The sequence below is a fragment of the Empedobacter sp. 225-1 genome (genome assembly GCF_030328185.1).
Classification (GTDB): domain Bacteria; phylum Bacteroidota; class Bacteroidia; order Flavobacteriales; family Weeksellaceae; genus Empedobacter; species Empedobacter stercoris.
In genome coordinates this window covers 116,467-135,065 of sequence record NZ_JACALO010000002.1, presented here as the reverse complement: position 1 = coordinate 135,065, position 18,599 = coordinate 116,467, and the positions used below count along the sequence as shown (strand labels likewise).

Here is an 18,599-nt window from a genome sequence, read left to right as displayed (position 1 = left end):
TCAAGGATTGACTTCGTTATTATTCGGCTTATTTTTTCTTCTGTATATATTATAATTTCAAATGAACTTCTCAGTTTCTAACTTACAAAACATCGCTGTCTCTGTAAGCGGTTGCAAAGGTAAAACTTATTTTTAAACGAACAAATTTTATTTTAAAAAATTTTAAAGTTTTTATTTCAATAAGTCAATTTACTTCGCAGCAAAATCACTCTCTTGATTTGCGGTTGCAAAGGTAAAACTTATTTCTTAAATCAACAAAATTTATTTTTAAAAATTTTTGTCGTTTGTTTTACTTTATGTCAACTACAATACTACTCGTCTTTCGTATTGGGATTGCAAATATACAACCCATTTTTCCGAACTTCCAAACGCATTTTACATTTATTTTACTTTCTATCCCTAACTGACTGTTATGACGGGAAATATTTTTTGAGATTTTTAGATTTGAGAAACTAGATAGTAGATTTCTGACTCGAAAACATCGTTTTTACTACAGAAAATGAGTAGATGTTTCGCTTTATAATTAGTAGCTCTGGGAAATTAAATTCTGTCATTATATAATAAAGTCGAGCTAAACTTTAGCTATATAGTATATGGTAGTTCTAATTAAAGGTTCCTCAACAGGTTTTACTTTCTGCCCTTCGGGCAAGAAGGAAGATTAGTTGTTAGTGGTAGTTTTTTATTCATCGTTTCCAATGTAGCTCAATTCTTTGTTTTTTGTCTAAGTGAAATAAAAATTGGAGTTGTGCAACAGTTACCCTTGTTGAACTAAACCTCCGGTAGCTTTTCCATTATAAAACATATATTTAGGATATTGAAAAATTCAAAATTATGGTTACTAAAAAAAATCTCCTGAGAAATTAAACTCGACCTTGTTAAATCGTGCTTGTCGTGAAATTACAGGATTTTCCTCACTCTTACAACGCTTAGAGCGTAATATTTCTATTTTAGGACGGAGTCAAAGTACGTTAAATAATTATGCTCGTCATATAGCCTCCACCGCTTTACATTTTGGTTGTTTACCAACAGATCTTAATCCTGAACAAGTAAAAGATTATTTATACGAACTTCAACAACGTTCTGTAACACCTTCGCAATCTTATTTTAAACACACGGTTTATGGCTTACGTTTTCTCTTAAAAACAGAAGGTTTACCTTATGATTATCTCGCACTTCCCTCTATTTCAAAACAGAAAAAATTACCTGTTATTTTAAGCCGAGAAGAGATTTGGCGAATGTTACAAAGTTCTGATTTATTAAAACATCGTTTACTTATTGGTTTAATTTACAGTTGTGGACTTCGTTGTATGGAGGTAAGAAGAATTGAATTAAAACATTTAGATTTTGATCGTAAACTGCTTCATATTGTTCAAAGTAAAGGTAAAAAAGACCGTTATGTTCCGTTGTCTGATCATATCATTCGTGGCTTAAAAACATATATTTCAGTTGAACATCCTACGACTTATTTATTTACAGGAAATTCGTTTAATCAAAAAGATTTAAACACTGGCTATAGCCAACGAGGCGTTCAATGGGTTATAAAATCGATTTGTAAGAAAGCGGGTATTTATAAAGATGTCCACACGCATACTTTACGTCATAGTTATGCTACACATTTATTAGAGGATGGTGTCAATATACTATTGGTTCAACGATTATTGGGACACAGTACAATCGAGAGTACGATGGTTTATTTACATGTTTGTCAGTTAGAGAATAAAAAAGTACATAGCCCTTTAGATACTGTTTTTGAATTATGTCGTCGAAATGGGAAGTAGCTGATGTGCTTCGAACACTAGATTTATCCAGTCAAAACTTTACAATACATCAAGAAAAAACATTGCGAGCTTTATCGCTTTGTAGAACCGCTGCTTTAGGAGGTCATGTAGATGCATGTGAAGATTGTGGAAGTTTACACATTAGCTACAATAGTTGTCGTAATAGGCATTGTCCTAAATGTCAAGGTCACAAACGAGAAGAATGGATAAATGCTCGAGAACAAGATTTATTACCTTGTAGTTACTATCATTTAGTTTTTACGTTACCTAATCAACTGAATGATTTAGCAATCAAAGAACCTCGGAAAGTATATAAAATCCTTTTTGATGCAGCTTGGAGTACAATGTCCACGTTTGCTCAAACGGAAGGTTTACAGCTTGGGATGATTGCAATATTACATACATGGGGACAAAACTTAAGCCTTCATCCTCACTTGCATTGTATCGTGACGGGAGGGGGAATTCAGGCTAATAAAAAATGGAAACGAAAGATTAAATCGGATAAATATCTTTTCTCAGTTAAGGCATTAAGTAAGGTATTTAGAGCAAAGTATGTAGCTTTTTTGCGTAAAGAAAAGTTGGGAGATATTCAATTATTTGATTCTTTATTTAAATCAAATTGGGTGGTATATGCCAAACGTCCATTTGGAGGACCAAAACAAGTGATCGAATATTTAGGACGATACACACACAAGGTAGCTATTAGTAACCATCGTATCAAAGAGGTTACTGCAACAGAAGTTAATTTTCGGTACAAAGATTATAGCAGCAATGGTCAAAATAAGGAAATGCTGTTACCAAATCACGAATTTATTCGTCGTTTTAGTCTACACATTTTACCCAAACGTTTTGTTCGAATAAGACATTATGGAATTTTAAGCAGCAGTTGGAAAAGAGGAAAATTACAAGACTTACAAAAACAATTAAAAGTCAAACGAAAAGAATCAAAAATAAAAACAAAACATCGCCTTTGTTATTGCTGTAAAGAAGGCAATTTAGTAACATTAGCACTCTTTCGAGATCGAGGTCCACCAAAAACTTATCTTTTTAAATCAGAAGTAAATTCCCCTGTTAATTAACTTAATGGGTAAGGGATTTTATGCCTGAAAATTAAAGTTTTTAGTACTTCACAGTCTAAGGAAGCACAAAAAAAGCAGTAATCATATAAAATACTGCTTGTATATCTTAAAACTAAACTTCGATAACTCCATAAGAATTAAAAGCTAACTCCGGTTCCGTTCAACAGGCTTCCATCTCATGCCCTCCGGGCAAGACGAAAGCTTAGTTATTACCTGCAGTATTTGTTTATTTTATTTACTTTATTTTCAATTAAAGAATCTCTTTTGGTTTCGTATTTAAATTCAAAATCTTTTAATTCGTTATATGTACAAATATAGAAAGATGAACTTCCGTCAGAATATGTCCTACCTGCGTGAAAAATAGCAATTTTATTTCTTGGTGGTTCATTAGGATTTTTTTCTAACGTCCATTCTTCATTAAAATCTTGAACCATCAGTTGTTGAACTTCTTTTCTTTTTCCATTTTCAACAATAAAAAATTTTTGATTTATAAAACCTTGTTCATCCTCGAATTGAGTTAGTAAAATTCCGTCATTAGGAATATGATAAACTCTATTTTTGTCTTCATATTCTGTTTTTTCTCCACATTTTTGATTAAAAATTATTCGAACTTCACCTTTATAATTATTTGGAATTAAAAATGTTTCAGGTTCACAAGTGTTTGATAATTTCCACATAAAATTGAAACAAAAAAAGAATAAAAATGGAGATAACGTCCATATAATTTTATTTCTAATTTTACCTTTTGAAAGCCATAAAATCAAAAGTCCAATACAAAATATAATTAAAGGTAAATAATAGAATAATAGCGTGTATGGAGATAGGGTTATAGATAAACATCCTATAATTATGAAGGCTATTCCTACTATTTTTAAAGCTTTATTTTTTATCACGATTTTTGGGAAATATTGCAGGTAACGTTTTTAGGATTTGCGAAGAACGGTGAGAATTTGAACGATAGTTCAAGTTCGTACGTTCAAGCAAATTGCTTTGTTATAACGAAATTAACTGATTGTTATTGTAAAAGCAATTTTGCGAACGGAAAAAGAAGGGATGAAAGTTTACTTTCAGCCCGTTTTTCGCAAATACTATGTTGGTAGCAGTTTTTTTAACTAGGAATTACAACTTTTAAATTTAGTCTATCTTTCATTTCCAGCATTTTATTGTTTAAAATTTCATTATACTCTCTTTGAGTAATTATTTTTCTTTTATCCTTGAAAGGTTTTATTTTGATATTTTTATTATATTTCATTTCTTCTAGGATAACTTCTTGATTACCATTAAAGTTAATTTTAACAATTAATCCTTTTAAACCTAAAAGTCCAAACGGTAATATATTTTTTGAATAACTGTCATCATATAAAACTTCAATTGTATATTCTCTGTCTTTTGTTACTCCTTTTTCTATTTTTGTAAATTTAGCTTTTTTACATATACGTTCCAAACAAGAAATATTGTCTTCAATAATCTCCCAAGTAAAATCATTTTCATCAATTTTAATTACATAATCTCTTTTACTGTTTAATGTAATGTTATTTTTGTAATCATAAAAAAAATCACCTTGAGATTTTATAAATACTTCTGTTAAATCGAAGCTAGTACCTTGTGAATTATTTAATTTAGACTCGGCTTTAAAAGTTCCTATTGAATCATTTTGTTCAAGTATATATGTTATTGAATCGTCGAATTTTACCGAAATTCCTTTTTTACTTAATGCGGTGATTTTTTCAGAGTCATAAGCATTATAAAATTTATATATAAATGTATTAGCTTTTTCTTGAGCAAATAGATTATAAGTAAATAATAATAATATTAAAATTTTAATTGTTTTCATATTATAAATTATAATTAATATTTATTTTGATCCTTTAATTATTAAAGGATCAAAATAAAAAAAATAATGATTATCTATTCATATTGTTAAATGTACAAATATTGTACATAGCGTCTCCAAGTTCAATTAACTCATCTGAAGATAATCCTAAGTTAGCCTCTTCAAATACTTGTATTGTTAAAGATCTTTTTTCTTCACAATTTTCTTTTTGAATAATTGTTTTGGGTTCTTCAATCTTTTCATTTGAAGCAAAAGCAAGTGTTCCAATTAGCATAAAACCTAATGTAAAAACTAATTTTTTCATGTAATTTTTTTTAGTGTTAAATTAATTAATCTGCTTCCTGCAGTAGGTTGGGTTATTTCCCATATTGGTAATAATTTAATAAATCAATTTGTTTACAAAATACGATATAATCTCTTTAGTAGTGAGTGGCTATATTTGAGAAATTTGTAAAATGTTCTTCAAAACTATTTAAATAAACCGTAATTCTTCAACGTCATGCTGTTAAAAATTGCAACCAACTCTCAAATATACGCAACTTTCTATAAGAACCAAATGAAAAGTTAAAACAAACATTACTTGTTGAAAATGAATAAATTAAACACAATAATTAATTGCGTATTTAGAATTGTTTGTGGATTTTTTTTGTGTGATTTTAAATTCAAATAAAGTTTTACGTTAACAAATAAGAGTATTCCTGAAATTATAATTGGCCATAAAAACATATAAAAATCGAGTGAATTTTCTTTTATATTTTTTAGACTATCAAACATATTTTTCCAACCTTGAGTTCCAGTCAATATTGAAATGAAAGTAAAATACCCTACGCTACTTAAAAATAGAACTAATATTTTTAGTCATAATTTTGATTTAAGTTTTGTGAAAATCAGCTATATCCTCAATTCGTACTTGCAGCTTACTCCCCACTTAAAGGCAGGATGAAGGCAGGATAAAGGCAAGATGAAGGCAACATAGTGGCAGTAGAGAGGCAGTAGAGTGTATACAATACTTTTTTTGGACGGTTGAAGGTTGATGGAAATTCGTCTAAATTCTCGATACAAAAATAATAGATTTTCACTCCTTTAGATTTGAAATTCTTAAATTGATACAAAAAGAGAATGTGTTTAAGTACACTATTATCACTCAAAATTAAAAACTTATAGTTCGATTCAGACTTAAACACATCTTATCAAAAATTCAAATAGAAATTCGGGCTAACAACCCATTATAAAGGAGTTGAATTAATGATAATATTCTCTTATTAATCGAAATGACGAAAATTAAAAGTGGTTTTCAAGAGTTTTAATTTTATTGTCGGTTTATAGTTTTAAAAAAAGGAAATTCATTGCGCGCGAGGTTTGCATTTTCACAACAAGCCATGATTAGGCGGTGACGATTTGCTGAATCAAGCAAATGGGCAGCGGCTACTTTTGGGTTATGAACTCGGGAAAGGTTTCGCAAAGCGAAATAAATTAGTCACTAATCTATACTTTCATAATCTTTTTTATCAAGTTGATGATCAATAAACGATACTTTTCTAAGTTTAGCATTTTTCTTCGGAATGATTGGGTAACCTTTGGCTTCAGCGAAAACTTTTGTGAATTTCGCTCCAAAATATAGGATGGTTGCCACGTAATAAATCCACAATAACAGAATAACAAGTGAACCTGCTGAGCCAAAAATGGAAGAATATTTGGAATTGGCGATGTAAATTCCGATTAGGTATTTTGCGATAAAAAATAAAATAGCTGTGAATACTGCTCCAACAAAAGCTGGTTTTGCTTTGATACGTGCGTCTGGTAGAATTTTGAAAAGGATGTAGAAAATCAAAATTGAAATCGAAATACTCAACGTATTATTAAGAAGAATAACGGTTGTCTTGGTCATTATTGCATCGAGCTCGAAAAGACTGAAGATTTCTTCACCAAACGACACCAAAACACTATTGAGAATAACAGTACCAATTAACACGATACCTAAAGAAAGAATGATCATAAAAGATAGTCCGCGATTGATTGCAAGTTTGATCCACGCTCGACGAGGAACCGCCTCGACACGCCAAATAAGATTGAGACTATCTTGCATATCGGTAAACATAGTGGTAGAACCAAAGACTAAAATTCCGATACCTATATATAAAGCCAGTGAACTATCGCCTGAAATAGTAGAGTTCGCCACAAAGTTTTGAACAGCTAAGGCTACATCTGGACCAACAATATTTTTTAATTCATAATACATTCTGTTTTCGATGGCATCTTTTTTAAAAAATAAACTTGCACTCGAAATGACAATCAATATAAGAGGAGAAAGCGAAAATAAAGCATAATAAGTAAGTGATGCACTAAGTTTCATTATTCGATCTTCACCAAATTCGATAATCGTTTGCTTTATGATATTGAAGTAAAATATGAGTTGCTTCATCCAATGATTTTAAAAAATAAAGATACAAATTAGAAAAGTGACTGCAAAAAAAAGACCATTCGATGAATGGTCTTTTATACATATAATAAATATAATGATTACACTAACATAGTTACAGGGTTCTCGATATACATTCTTAATGTTTGTAAGAATTGAGCTCCTGTTGCTCCGTCCACTGTTCGGTGATCGCAAGCTAAAGATAATTTCATGGTATTACCAACGACTATTTGACCGTCTTTTACAACTGGTTTTTCGATGATTGCACCAACAGATAAAATACAAGAGTTAGGTTGATTGATAATCGAAGTAAATGATTCGATTCCGAACATACCTAAGTTTGAAACAGAGAATGTAGATTTTTCCATTTCATCTGCTTTTAATTTGCGATCTCTTGCACGACCTGCATAATCTTTGACCTCAGCAGAAATTTGAGCAAATGATTTTTGATCTGTATTTTTAACAACAGGTACTAATAAACCATCTTCTACCGCAACTGCCACACCGATATTGATGTCTCCATGCTGAATAATTTCTGTATCTGTCCAAGTTGAATTAACCGCTGGATGTTTGCGTAAAGCCATTGCGCATGCTTTCACAATCATATCGTTGAATGAAATTTTCGTATCAGGCACCGAGTTTAATTGTTTGCGCGCAGCAATTGCATTATCCATATCTAACTCAATATTTAAGTAATAATGAGGAGCTGTAAATTTAGATTCTGCTAAACGTTTTGCAATTACTTTTCTCATTTGAGAATTTGGAATCACTTTATCTTCGCCAGAAACAAAAGCTTGAGCAGGTTTGACTACTTCAAATTTTGGTTCAGCTTTTGGTTGTGCGGATGGTTGATAATTTTCGATATCCTTTTTCACGATACGTCCATTATCTCCAGAACCTTTTACCTCAGCTAAATTAATTCCTTTATCTTTTGCAATTGTTTTTGCCAATGGAGATGCAAAAATTCTATCAGAAGAAGTTGTCTCTTCTACTTTATTGTTTACATCCAACTGTACAACAACTGGTTTTTCATCTTCTTCTACAATTTCAGTAGTAGGAGCTGCATTTTTACCACCATTTGCTACAATAGCAGAAACATCAGTACCTGCTTCACCAATAATTGCTAAAACCGTATCCACTGGAGCTGGTTCGTTTACTTTCGCACCTTGATACAATAAAACACCGTCAAATTCAGATTCGAATTCTTGTACTGCTTTATCAGTCTCAATTTCTGCAAGAATATCTCCTTCAGCAACTGTATCTCCTACATTTTTGTGCCAAACAACTACAGTCCCCTCTTCCATCGTATCCGATAAACGAGGCATTGTAATTACTTCAACATTTTCAGGAATTGCTGCAGTAGGTTGAACGGTTGATTTTTCAGAACTGGGAGATTCTTTAATTTCTTCTTTTTCCACTTTATTTTCATTTGTAGAATTCCCAGCAGCAATTAAACCTGAAATATCTTCTCCTTCTTGACCAATAATAGTCAAGATTTCATCAACTTTTGTTGAAACACCTTCTGCTATTCCTTGATATAATAGTACTCCATCAAATTCAGATTCGAATTCTTGGATTGCTTTATCTGTTTCGATTTCTGCTAAGATGTCTCCCTCAGCTACTTTATCTCCTACATTTTTGTGCCACTTTACAACAGTTCCTTCCTCCATTGTATCGCTTAAGCGAGGCATTGTAATAATTTCTGCCATGGTTTTTAGTTGTTTTCGATTTTATCTAAAAATGGATAATTTTCTTCAGAATAGATATAATCATACATTACGTTTTCTTGAGGATAGTCAGATTTTTCTGCAAACTCTGCACATTCTTCTACTAAAACTTTTACTTCATCAACAATTGCATCCAATTGTTCTTTCGTTGCCCAATTGTTCACTAAGATATGATTTTCTACATTCAAGATTGGATCTTCTTGTTTGTATTCTTCCACCTCCTCTTTTGTACGATACGGTTCTGCATCTGACATTGAGTGACCTCTATAACGATATGTACGAACATCTAAGAAAGTTGGTCCATCACCACGACGCGCTCTTTCAATCGCTTCGTAAGCAGCTTCCGCAACTTTTACAGGATCCATACCATCTACAGGCATACAAGGCATTTCATAACCTAAACCTAATTTCCAAATATCTTCGTGGTTAGCTGTACGAGAAACAGAAGTACCCATCGCGTATTGATTGTTTTCACACACAAAAACTACTGGTAATTTCCAGTTCATCGCCATGTTAAATGTTTCATGTAATGTTCCTTGACGAGTTGCACCATCTCCCATCAAACAAATTGTTACACCATCGCGGTTGAAGAATTTATCACCAAAAGCAATACCTGCTCCTAATGGAATCTGTCCACCTACGATTCCGTGTCCACCATAAAAATTATGTTCTTTACTGAAAACGTGCATAGAACCTCCTAAACCATGAGATGTTCCTGTTTCTTTTCCACATAATTCGGCTAAGATACGCTTAGGATCTACTCCCAAAGCCATTGGCCAAACGTGGCAACGATACGCTGTAATCACATGATCTACACCAGGCTTCATTGCATGAATAAAACCAGCTGGTAAAGCTTCTTGTCCATTGTATAAATGTAAGAAACCTCTAATTTTTTGTTTTAAATATAATGAACGACACTTATCTTCGAAGCGACGCCAAAAAGTCATATCACGATACCATTGTAGGTACGTTTCTTGCGTTAATTTTTCCATAATTGCACAATTCCGTTGGAACAAATTTAAACTAATCTATTTAGTGTGCAAAATTGCTACCCTAAAAATTCATCTGTAAAATGCAATGGGAGCAAATCTTTAGCAGAATTAACCACTAAAACTTCACCTTCGTTTCCGGATAAGATTAATTCGATTGGTTGCGCTTGTTTCTTTTCGATTTCTAAAATATACTGACGACACATTCCACAGGGCGGTAATGGATAGTTGACATTTGGTGTAGAAACGGCTAATTTTTCTATTTTAATATTAGGGAAGTTTGCATTTACATAAGCCAACAAACCTCTTTCAGCACAAGCACCAACAGGGTAAGAAGCATTTTCTTGGTTTGAACTCGAAAAAATTTCTCCATTTTCTAATTGAACCGCGGCACCAACTTTAAAATTAGAGTAAGGTGCATAGGCTTGATGAGAGATTTCTAAAGCTTGATCAACTACTTTTTTTTGTTCAGCCTCAAGCTCATTTTTATTTTCGAATCGATCAAATTCAAAAGAATATTTTTCTTTTTTCATATAGATTAAACACTAAAGTGTTTTCATTTAATTAATTATTAAATACTTAAGTCCTTTTATCTATTTTATTAATTAGAAAAAGGAAGTAAATTTATAAAAAAATAAGATATGTTGGTAAAAATTTTTGCAAGTGCTATTTTCGGTGTTTCCGCTCAAACCATTATTGTCGAAGTAAATATCGATCAAGGTGTTGGTTATCATCTGGTCGGTCTACCCGATAGTGCAATCAAAGAAAGTAATTTTAGAATTAATGCAGCATTAAAAAATTGTAACTTAAAGTTACCTGGAAAAAAAATCACCATTAACATGGCTCCTGCCGATTTACAGAAAGAAGGTTCTGCTTATGATTTACCTATTGCAATTGGAATTTTAGCTGCATCGGAACAAATAAAATCTGAAGAAGTTGGAAACTACATTATGATGGGAGAACTTTCTCTTGACGGTTCTTTGCGTCCTATAAAAGGTGCTTTACCGATTGCAATACAAGCAAAAGAGGAAGGTTTTGACGGAATTATTTTACCCAAACAAAATGCCGATGAAGCAGCTGTCGTAGAAGGCATTCATGTTTATGCCATTGAAAATATACAGGAAGTTGTTCACTTTTTCAATCACGAGATCGAATTGCAACCTCATCAAGTTGATTTGAACGCAGCTTTTTTTCATGAAATTGAAAATTATCCGTTTGATTTTGCAGATGTAAAAGGACAAGAAAATGTAAAACGCGCCATGGAAATTGCCGCAGCTGGTGGTCATAATATTATTTTGATTGGACCTCCTGGAAGTGGAAAAACAATGTTAGCAAAACGTATTGCTTCGATTCTTCCACCGATGACAATTAACGAAGCATTGGAAACGACCAAAATTCATAGCGTAGCTGGAAAATTATCCAACAAATCGTTGATTGTAAGTCGCCCATTCTCATCTCCACACCATTCTATATCTGACGTAGCTTTGGTTGGAGGAGGATCTTATCCTCAACCCGGAGAAATTTCTTTGGCACATAACGGGGTTTTATGTTTGGATGAATTACCTGAGTTTAAACGTACAGTTTTAGAGGTTATGCGACAACCCTTAGAAGATCGAGAAGTAACTATTTCGAGAGCAAAATTCACCGTGAATTATCCTGCAAGTTTTATGTTAATCGCTTCGATGAATCCCAGCCCAAGTGGTTATTTCATGGATGATCCGAATAACACCTCAACACTAACAGAAATGCAACGTTATATGAACAAAATTTCTGGCCCTTTATTGGATCGAATCGATTTACATATCGAAGTTAATCCTGTTCCATTTGATGATTTATCACAAGAACGACGTGGAGAAAAGAGTGCTACAATTCGAAATCGTGTGATTAATGCACGAAAAATTCAGACCAAACGATTTATAAATTCAAAAACTCATTACAATTCGCAAATGGGACCAAAAGAATTAGATGCTTTTTGTGAGTTGGACGAACATTCCAAAAATTTAATCAAAGTGGTGATGGAAAAATTAAATCTTTCTGCTCGTGCCTATGATCGAATTATTAGAGTTGGGCGAACAATTGCAGATTTGGACGATTCTGAAACTATTCTTTCTAAACATATCAGCGAAGCTATTCAATATCGAAGTTTGGATCGAAATCAGTGGATGTAAGAAGCGGTAAGTAAAAACGAATGTATTAAATTAAAAAGCCAATTGCGTTTGCAAACAATTGGCTTTTTGATTTACTTTTTGATATCTATTTTCTCGCGTTCTTTGTCTTCGCTTATTTTATAAGCTTTCAAGACTTCACGAACAATTTTATGTCGAACAACATCTTTATCATCTAAATAAATAAAACCGATATCTTTTACGTCTTTCAATATATTAATCGCTTCACGTAAACCAGATTTTTGTTTTGGAGGTAAATCAACTTGACCAGGATCTCCAGTGATTATGAACTTAGAATTTTTCCCCATACGCGTCAAAAACATCTTCATCTGCGCATAAGTTGTATTCTGAGCTTCATCTAAAATTACAAAAGCATCATCTAATGTTCGTCCACGCATAAATGCCAAAGGTGCAACTTCTATCACTCCTTTTTCGGTGTAAGTAGAAAGTTTCTCAAACGGAATCATATCTTTTAACGCATCATACAATGGTTGTAAATATGGATCTAACTTATCTTTCATGTCGCCTGGTAAAAAACCTAAATTTTCACCAGCTTCCACTGCAGGACGTGTCATGATAATTCGTCTCACTTCTTTATTCTTCAACGCTTGTACAGCTAAGGCAACTGCTGTATAAGTTTTTCCAGTTCCGGCAGGACCTATCGCAAATACCATATCTTTATTATAAACCGTTTGCACTAATTTGTGTTGATTAGGCGTTTGAGGTTTAATCATTTTACCATTTACACCGTGAACAATGATTTCATCTTCTTTTTTCATTTGAAGCATTTCATTATTATCTTCGGTCATGATAATTTCAAGTTCACGATCAGATAGTCGATTATATTTGTGAATATGCTGAATAACTCGTTGCATTTTTTGGTCAAAAATTTTCAGAACATCCTCATTTCCAAAGACTGTTAATTCTCTTCCGCGAGCAACAATTTTCAGTTTTGGATAATATTCTTTGATTCTTTTTAGATGTTCATTATTAGCACCATAAAAATCTTGCGCATTAATTTCCGCTAATTCTATGTTAATTTCTGTCAAATGAGATTGTTTTTTTGGTTCATTTACACAAAAATAAAGAATAATAAACAATATATTTGCTAATTATTACAGAATAGTGGCAATTATTACATTAACATCGGATTTTGGAGTCAAAGACTACTTTGTTTCTAGCGTTAAAGGCGCAATTCTAAAAGAATTGGCCGATGTTACAATTGTAGACATTTCACACCATGTTAATCCATACGATTTAGCTGAAGCAGCTTACATCATTCGTAATTCCTACGAAGAATTCCCAGAAGGAACCATTCATATTGTTGGAATTAATGCATTAAGCACACCTTTTCAGAAACCAATTTGCGCCTTGATAAATCATCATTATTTTATCTGTGCAGATAACGGAATTTTATCATTGATTTGTCAAAAAAATCAACCTGAAGAAATTTACGAAATCACAGCTTATCCTGAAGGAATTGATAGTTTGTTCCCAATGAAAAACTGTTTTGTCCCTGTTGCTTGTCATTTGGCTCGCGGTGGTGTTCCTGCTTTGTTAGGGAATAAACGAACAGAAATGAAACAACTGAACGAATTAAATCCTATTTACCGCGATGATAAATTTATCATTGGTAATGTGATTTATATTGATCATTTTGGGAATCTTGTGACAAATATTTCGAAAGAGTTTTTTGATGAAATGGCGCAAGATAGAAAATTCAAAATCTTATTACGTCAAAAAGATTTTTCGATGACAGATATTACGGTCATTTACGAGCATTACCATGAAGTGGTACAAGATTTCAACAAAGAGGTACAAGCTTTTGGTCGTACATTGTGTTTGTTCAATTCGGCTGGTTTCTTAGAAGTTACGCTTTACAAAAGTAACCCAACTATTTCGGGAGGAGCAAATCAATTAATGGGATTAAAGAAAAATGATACAATTACAATTGAATTTGAAAATTAACGCAGAGAAATTTAAGAGAGTTAGAAAATTAAATGGAACCCTATAATTATTTTATTTACAAAGCAATACACGTTATCTTCGTGGTAAGTTACTTTGCTGGTTTGTTTTATGTTGTTCGTTTGATGATTTATCATACCGAAACACAACAAATGGAAGAACCGAAAAAATCTATTTTGCAGGATCAATATACATTCATGGAAAAAAAACTATGGAATGTAATTACAGTTCCAGCTTTGATAATTTTGGTGACAATGGGACTAAATATGCTTTACAAGAATCAAGGCTTACTACACTTGCCATGGATGAAAAGTAAATTGGGAATGGTGAGTGTTTTATTAATTTACCATTTTTGGTGTTGGCGAACATTGAAACAAATTCAGAACAACATTTTCAAATACACTTCTGTTCAATTACGAATGATGAATGAAGTCGCAACAATTTTACTGTTTTCTATCGTATTTGCCGTTATTCAAAAAACAATGTTTGGAGAATATTGGTATTGGTCTATAATCAGTTTCTTTGGTTCTGGTGTAATACTTATGCTTATTGTGCGTTTAATTAATCGTAATAATAAAAAGTAATATGTGGACAATCTTCAAAAAAGAATTTTCCAATTTTTATTTAGGCTTCACTGCTTATTTAGCTACCGCTACTTTCGTAATCGTTTCGGTATTATTTCTTTGGTTTTTCGATAACGAATTCAATGTTTTTAATACAGGAAATGCCTCATTAAGTAGTTTCTTTTTTATAGCGCCTTGGATTTTCTTATTTATGATTCCAGCCTTAACGATGAAACTAATTGCAGAAGAGCACGCAAACGGCACTTTATTGTGGTTATTCACACTACCTATAAAAAACAATCAAATTATTTGGGGCAAATATTTAGCAGTTGTTTCAATTGTTATTTTCTGTTTACTATCAACTTTTTTGTTCACCATTACGTTACAAGAGTTTTTGATGCCTGAACAAGAATTAGATTACGGAACTATTTACGCTGGTTATTTGGGGCTTTTCTTGATAGGAAGTTTATTTGCTGCGATAGGTTTATTCACCTCATCAATCACAAAAAATCAAGTAATGGCGTATGTTTTAGCCGTTTTCTTTTGTTTCATCATTTTCTATGGATTCGAAAGTTTAGCGTCATATAATTTACTTGGATCGATGGATTTTTATGTTCAAAAAATTGGAAGTTTTACACATTACAACCAATTCTTGAAAGGAATTATTGACACCCGAGATTTACTTTACTTTTTGATTTTAATTGGAATCCTAAATCAAATTTCAATTATTAATCTTGAACATAAAAAATAGTGCCATGAAAAAATTAAACAAACAACATCTAATTACTTTCGTTGCATTAATCACACTTTTTGTCATCGCTCAATTTGTTTATACACGAATTGATATGACGAAAGACAAACGTTTTACCTTAACTTCTACAACCGAAAAATTAGTAGAAAATGTAAAACAACCGCTTAAAATTGAAATCCTTTTGGGTGGAGATTTAACAGGCGATTACAGAATTTTGAAGAACGAAATTCAATTTTTATTAGACGAACTTCGCGAAAAAAACAGCAATATTACCTATTCTTTTGTTGATCCTATCGATTTAGGTCAAACGGAATTGGAACAAAATAGATTAACGCCTGTTCCGATTAAAACGGACAAAGGTGTATTGAATGTTTATCCTTATGCCAAATTAACATACGATGATCATTCTACTTATATGGAGGTTTTGATCAACGATCCTTCTACTCCATTTGAGCAATTAGCCTTAGCTTCAACAGAAAAATTAGAATATTTATTTGCTGAAAAAATTCAGAAAGCAACAAATTTCGAACGCAAACGAGTTGGTTTTATCGTTCATCACGACGAATTACCAGAAGTTCATATTCAAGGTTTAGGAACTGCTTTATCGGAGAAATACGACGTAGAAGTCTACCTAAATCCGATTGTAAATAAAACGTTCTCATTTCAACCATCTGACTTGGATAGCTTGAAACGTTTTGATGCCTTGATTGTTGCTAAACCAACATTACCTTTTTCTGATATGGATAAATTGGTTTTGGATCAATATATCATGAATGGAGGAAAAATGATGATGGCTGTTGAAACAGTTGATGCCGAAATGGATTCTATTTTTCGAAGTGGAAAAATAGTTGCCTTTCCAAGAGATTTGAAATTGAGTGATTTCTTGTTTAATTATGGTGTACGTATTCATCCTGCGGTAATCAAAGACATGAATGGTGCGCAAATTGTTTTGGCAGATGGTGAAACAGCAGGAAACACAAGTTACAATTATTACAATTGGCCTTATTTCGAATTGGGAATAAAAGGTGAAGAAAATCCCATTACAAGTTCAATTGATCCTGTTTTATTTCAATTTGCGAATCCAATCGAATTGTTAAAAAATCCGAATATTAAACAGACTGTATTATTAAGTACTTCTGAACAATCGAGTTTGAAACCTGCATTAAATTACATTGAACTAAATGAAGTAGACATCGAAAATCCCGAAGAATTTAAAATGGGTAAAATTCCGATGGCTGTTTTAGTAGAAGGAAACTTTAATTCGGCTTATGCATCACGATACGAACGCAAAGAATTCCCGAATTTTAAACCAAAAGCAACAGATGGAAAAATGATTGTTATTTCGGATGGAGATGTCTTAAAAAATGCTTTATGGAGAGGCATTCCAATGCAATTGGGAGAAAATAAATTTTCGGTTCGTCCAGACAATCCAGATGGAAAGCCAAAAACATACGCCAACCAAACTTTTGTGATGAATGCGATGGATTACCTTTTAGGCGATGCTGATTTCTTGGCTTTACGAAATCGTAAATTAGAAATTCCGTTGTTGAGTGAAACAACTGTTTTACAAGAGAAATCGACTTGGCAAATGATTAATTTAATTGTTCCGACTTTTATTATTGCGCTTTTAGGTGGAATTGGTTACTTTATTAGAAAAAGAAGATATTCATAATGATATTGTAGGTAGTATACGTTTAGCAAAATTCGCAATAGGGATTGTAGTGGAAATCCTTTTTCTTTAGAAAAAGATTGCAACGTAAAGCCCGACCCGAAGGGATTGCCAAAAAAAATACAAACAAAAAAACCTCAAGCTTATAACTTGAGGTTTTTATATGTAAAGTTGTGACGATTTTACTCTAAGTGCATAAACGCTTTTTTACTCAAAAGACGTTCTTCGCTTTCTACGTGGTTATCATCAGGCACACAACAATCCACAGGACAAACCGCTGCACATTGTGGTTCTTCGTGGAAACCTTTACATTCAGTACATTTATCGGGAACGATGTAATAAACCTCATCACTTACAGGATCTTGTACCGCATCAGCATCAAAAGTAACACCGTCTACGTTTACAATAGTTCCTGTTAGAGAAGTTCCGTCAGAATATTTCCAATCTACCGCAGCTTCATAAATTGCATTATTTGGACATTCTGGTTCGCAAGCTCCACAATTTATACATTCATCTGTAATAATTATAGCCATTGTATCTGTTTTTTTATTTCCTACATTTGCAAATACAAAATTACATTTAATTTTCAGAAAAAATGACATTTGAACAAAGGATTTCAGCATTTAGCGAATTAGGACAGTTTTTTAATTTTATTATAAATAATGATTCGATTAAAGACAACGAACTAACAGAAAAATTCGGGAAATGGAAAGAAGAAATAGACTATACAATTAGCGATGCAGAAGCCTACAACAATTGGTTTACAAAAGAAAATATTATGTTAGCCTTGAAAAGTTGGGCTGAAGCTTTGACGACTGATCATTTATTGGCTTGGACAAAAAATTATCCCTTTACGGATAAGCCAAAAAATGTTGGAATTATCATGGCAGGAAATTTACCTTTGGTCGGTTTTCATGATTTGCTTTCTGTTGTTGTATCTGGAAATAATGCCTTGATTAAAACATCTTCGAAAGATGATAAATTAATGAAATTTGTGATTAAATTTCTTCATTCGTTAAACGAAAATTTCAAATCAATTATTCAACCAATTGAACGTTTAGTCGATTTCGATGCAGTTATTGCGACAGGTAGTAACAATACAGCACGTTATTTTGAGCAATATTTTGGAAAAGTACCGAACATTATTCGTAAAAACAGAACTTCTGTTGCGGTTTTGAATGGTACAGAAACGGAAGAAGAATTAAAAGAATTAGGAAACGATTTGTTCATCTATTTTGGTTTAGGCTGTCGTAATGTAACCAAACTTTATATAAAAGATGAAGCACAATTGCATAGAGTTTATGAAGCTATTTTACATTGGGGCGACATCATCAATCATCCGAAGTATGCGAATAATTACGATTATAATCGTGCCATTTATTTATTAGGAAAAGATGAATTCTTGGACAATAATTTTGTTATGATGAAAAAAGATACTTCTTTGCATTCTGCGATAGCTGTGATAAATTTTGAAGTTTATCAAGACATAAATGAAGTTAAAAACTTTTTGAGAGAAAATGAAGATCAAATACAATGTGTGGTTGGAAATGATATGAAAGACAATCCGAATTATGTTGATTTTGGACAAACACAATTCCCGAAATTAACCGATTACGCTGATAATATAGATACACTAAAGTTTTTGGCTGAGTTATAAATG

The 18,599-nt window shown here is 32.4% G+C and carries 17 protein-coding genes; 8 read left to right on the top strand and 9 right to left on the bottom strand.

The features are described from left to right. The first annotated feature begins 872 nt into the window (after window positions 1-872). Window positions 873-1,778: a tyrosine-type recombinase/integrase gene (locus HX088_RS01385; protein WP_284584079.1), complete on the top strand. Its 906-nt coding sequence runs from the start codon at window positions 873-875 to the stop codon at window positions 1,776-1,778. Next, a complete protein-coding gene (locus HX088_RS01380; protein WP_284584081.1) occupies window positions 1,757-2,857 on the top strand; it encodes an IS91 family transposase in 1,101 nt (366 codons plus the stop codon). Before HX088_RS01385 ends, HX088_RS01380 begins: the two co-directional genes overlap by 22 nt. 209 nt (window positions 2,858-3,066) lie before the next feature. Here HX088_RS01380 and HX088_RS01375 read toward each other — a convergent pair whose 3' ends face one another. The 7 genes from HX088_RS01375 to HX088_RS01345 form a co-directional block, all read right to left on the bottom strand. Continuing rightward, the gene (locus HX088_RS01375; protein WP_284584132.1) at window positions 3,067-3,534 is read right to left on the bottom strand and encodes a DUF6843 domain-containing protein; all 468 of its coding nucleotides are present in this window, start codon (window positions 3,532-3,534) and stop codon (window positions 3,067-3,069) included. A 431-nt stretch (window positions 3,535-3,965) separates the two neighbouring features. Continuing rightward, window positions 3,966-4,691 (bottom strand): hypothetical protein, encoded by a 726-nt coding sequence (locus HX088_RS01370; RefSeq protein WP_171622698.1) that lies wholly within the window; start codon window positions 4,689-4,691, stop codon window positions 3,966-3,968. Between the two features lie 70 nt (window positions 4,692-4,761). Further along, window positions 4,762-4,995 carry a hypothetical protein gene (locus HX088_RS01365; protein WP_171622699.1) on the bottom strand — a complete coding sequence of 78 codons (234 nt, stop codon included), beginning with the start codon at window positions 4,993-4,995 and terminating at the stop codon, window positions 4,762-4,764. A 1,176-nt stretch (window positions 4,996-6,171) separates the two neighbouring features. Beyond that, complete coding sequence (locus tag HX088_RS01360) at window positions 6,172-7,113, bottom strand: YihY/virulence factor BrkB family protein (RefSeq protein WP_286483029.1); 942 nt, start codon at window positions 7,111-7,113, stop codon at window positions 6,172-6,174. A 98-nt stretch (window positions 7,114-7,211) separates the two neighbouring features. Then, on the bottom strand, window positions 7,212-8,819 hold the full coding sequence (locus tag HX088_RS01355; RefSeq protein ID WP_286483027.1) for a dihydrolipoamide acetyltransferase family protein: 1,608 nt from the start codon (window positions 8,817-8,819) through the stop codon (window positions 7,212-7,214). A 5-nt stretch (window positions 8,820-8,824) separates the two neighbouring features. Then, on the bottom strand, window positions 8,825-9,829 hold the full coding sequence (pdhA, locus tag HX088_RS01350; RefSeq protein ID WP_171623545.1) for a pyruvate dehydrogenase (acetyl-transferring) E1 component subunit alpha: 1,005 nt from the start codon (window positions 9,827-9,829) through the stop codon (window positions 8,825-8,827). Between the two features lie 56 nt (window positions 9,830-9,885). Further along, complete coding sequence (locus HX088_RS01345; RefSeq protein ID WP_171623544.1) at window positions 9,886-10,359, bottom strand: cytidine deaminase; 474 nt, start codon at window positions 10,357-10,359, stop codon at window positions 9,886-9,888. Between the two features lie 108 nt (window positions 10,360-10,467). Between HX088_RS01345 and HX088_RS01340 the strand changes: the two genes are divergently transcribed. After that, entirely contained in the window at window positions 10,468-11,994 is a 1,527-nt protein-coding gene (locus HX088_RS01340) for a YifB family Mg chelatase-like AAA ATPase (RefSeq protein ID WP_286483024.1), read from the top strand. Window positions 11,995-12,065: 71 nt separating this feature from the next. Here HX088_RS01340 and HX088_RS01335 read toward each other — a convergent pair whose 3' ends face one another. Then, window positions 12,066-13,040, bottom strand: a complete 975-nt coding sequence (locus HX088_RS01335) for a PhoH family protein (protein WP_171623542.1) — start codon at window positions 13,038-13,040, stop codon at window positions 12,066-12,068. 76 nt (window positions 13,041-13,116) lie between these two features. Between HX088_RS01335 and HX088_RS01330 the strand changes: the two genes are divergently transcribed. From HX088_RS01330 to gldG, 4 genes are read left to right on the top strand one after another with little or no spacing between them, the layout of a single operon-like run. Then, a complete protein-coding gene (locus HX088_RS01330; protein ID WP_171623541.1) occupies window positions 13,117-13,959 on the top strand; it encodes an SAM hydrolase/SAM-dependent halogenase family protein in 843 nt (280 codons plus the stop codon). A gap of 32 nt (window positions 13,960-13,991) precedes the next feature. After that, window positions 13,992-14,540, top strand: a complete 549-nt coding sequence (locus HX088_RS01325; protein WP_225542792.1) for a CopD family protein — start codon at window positions 13,992-13,994, stop codon at window positions 14,538-14,540. 1 nt (window position 14,541) lies between these two features. Further along, window positions 14,542-15,270 (top strand): ABC transporter permease subunit, encoded by a 729-nt coding sequence (locus tag HX088_RS01320; protein ID WP_286483019.1) that lies wholly within the window; start codon window positions 14,542-14,544, stop codon window positions 15,268-15,270. Between the two features lie 4 nt (window positions 15,271-15,274). Next, the gene (gene gldG, locus HX088_RS01315; RefSeq protein WP_286483018.1) at window positions 15,275-16,942 is read left to right on the top strand and encodes a gliding motility-associated ABC transporter substrate-binding protein GldG; all 1,668 of its coding nucleotides are present in this window, start codon (window positions 15,275-15,277) and stop codon (window positions 16,940-16,942) included. A 179-nt stretch (window positions 16,943-17,121) separates the two neighbouring features. Here gldG and HX088_RS01310 read toward each other — a convergent pair whose 3' ends face one another. Continuing rightward, window positions 17,122-17,472, bottom strand: a complete 351-nt coding sequence (locus HX088_RS01310; RefSeq protein ID WP_171623537.1) for a 4Fe-4S dicluster domain-containing protein — start codon at window positions 17,470-17,472, stop codon at window positions 17,122-17,124. A 62-nt stretch (window positions 17,473-17,534) separates the two neighbouring features. Here HX088_RS01310 and HX088_RS01305 point away from each other — a divergent pair, with 62 nt between their 5' ends. Then, window positions 17,535-18,596 carry an acyl-CoA reductase gene (locus HX088_RS01305; protein ID WP_286483017.1) on the top strand — a complete coding sequence of 354 codons (1,062 nt, stop codon included), beginning with the start codon at window positions 17,535-17,537 and terminating at the stop codon, window positions 18,594-18,596. The last annotated feature ends 3 nt before the right edge of the window (window positions 18,597-18,599 follow it).

Coding starts and splice junctions, on each gene's coding strand:
- HX088_RS01310 (WP_171623537.1), bottom strand. CDS start 17,472: ATGGCTATAATTATTACAGATGAATGTATAAATTGTGGAGCTTGCGAA.
- HX088_RS01320 (WP_286483019.1), top strand. CDS start 14,542: ATGTGGACAATCTTCAAAAAAGAATTTTCCAATTTTTATTTAGGCTTC.
- gldG (WP_286483018.1), top strand. CDS start 15,275: ATGAAAAAATTAAACAAACAACATCTAATTACTTTCGTTGCATTAATC.
- HX088_RS01340 (WP_286483024.1), top strand. CDS start 10,468: ATGTTGGTAAAAATTTTTGCAAGTGCTATTTTCGGTGTTTCCGCTCAA.
- HX088_RS01355 (WP_286483027.1), bottom strand. CDS start 8,819: ATGGCAGAAATTATTACAATGCCTCGCTTAAGCGATACAATGGAGGAA.
- HX088_RS01365 (WP_171622699.1), bottom strand. CDS start 4,995: ATGAAAAAATTAGTTTTTACATTAGGTTTTATGCTAATTGGAACACTT.
- HX088_RS01360 (WP_286483029.1), bottom strand. CDS start 7,113: ATGAAGCAACTCATATTTTACTTCAATATCATAAAGCAAACGATTATC.
- HX088_RS01370 (WP_171622698.1), bottom strand. CDS start 4,691: ATGAAAACAATTAAAATTTTAATATTATTATTATTTACTTATAATCTA.
- HX088_RS01375 (WP_284584132.1), bottom strand. CDS start 3,534: ATGTGGAAATTATCAAACACTTGTGAACCTGAAACATTTTTAATTCCA.
- HX088_RS01325 (WP_225542792.1), top strand. CDS start 13,992: ATGGAACCCTATAATTATTTTATTTACAAAGCAATACACGTTATCTTC.
- HX088_RS01305 (WP_286483017.1), top strand. CDS start 17,535: ATGACATTTGAACAAAGGATTTCAGCATTTAGCGAATTAGGACAGTTT.
- HX088_RS01380 (WP_284584081.1), top strand. CDS start 1,757: ATGTCGTCGAAATGGGAAGTAGCTGATGTGCTTCGAACACTAGATTTA.
- HX088_RS01345 (WP_171623544.1), bottom strand. CDS start 10,359: ATGAAAAAAGAAAAATATTCTTTTGAATTTGATCGATTCGAAAATAAA.
- pdhA (WP_171623545.1), bottom strand. CDS start 9,829: ATGGAAAAATTAACGCAAGAAACGTACCTACAATGGTATCGTGATATG.